The sequence below is a fragment of the Fodinicola feengrottensis genome, from assembly GCF_039530045.1.
In the GTDB taxonomy this organism is placed as follows: Bacteria; Actinomycetota; Actinomycetes; order Mycobacteriales; family HKI-0501; genus Fodinicola; species Fodinicola feengrottensis.
The window spans coordinates 1-586 of sequence record NZ_BAAANY010000075.1 but is presented as its reverse complement, the minus strand read 5'-3'; the positions used below and the strand labels follow the sequence as shown (position 1 = coordinate 586).

Here is a 586-nt window from a genome sequence, read left to right as displayed (position 1 = left end):
GGAGCAGGTGCGACGCGCGGTCAGCGCCTTGTCAATCGCGGCCAGCTGCGCCGGAGTGGCGGTGCGCTTGGGTTTGGCCAGCTCGATCCGGTAGAGGTAGGCGACCCGGCGTCCCCGGCGCCACATGATCTGAGCTGCGATCTCCTGCCCACCGGGCCGCAACCCACGGGCGCGCAACTGCCGGACGGTGGCCATTCCCTCGGGAGCGCAGCGGTACGGGAAGGTCGGCAGGCCGTACCGGCGGCCGGTTGGGTCGTAATAGGTCGGCATGGCCGGTCAGTGCTCGTGCCGGCGCGCGGTGCGACGGTTGGCCAGTAGGTGATTGATCAGGTACCGGCCGGCGCGAAGCTTGCTGCCACTGCCGCCGCAGCGCGGGCATTCGCGGAACGTGCGGCCTGACGGTGACCGGCGTTTGCCAAGGCCGCCGCATCCCCGGCAGTTCGCGAACGGCCATGTCCAGCAGGTCAGCAGGTAGTACGGGACCCACAGCAGCAGCGCCAGCAGCAGCCACGGCAGGAGGTGAACGGCGAGGGAGAGCAGTGGTCCGTGCAGGGTGTGACCGTCGATCGGGTGGTTACTGGGTGTA

General features: G+C 69.6%; 2 protein-coding genes. Both read right to left on the bottom strand.

Features of this window, described 5'->3' with window-relative positions:
- Positions 1-270, bottom strand: a 270-nt coding sequence (locus tag ABD301_RS42230) for an RRQRL motif-containing zinc-binding protein (RefSeq protein ID WP_344315621.1), incomplete at its 3' end; no start/stop codon positions are given.
- Between the two features lie 6 nt (positions 271-276).
- Positions 277-586 (bottom strand): hypothetical protein (locus ABD301_RS42225; protein WP_344315620.1); only part of this gene is annotated, 310 nt, incomplete at its 5' end.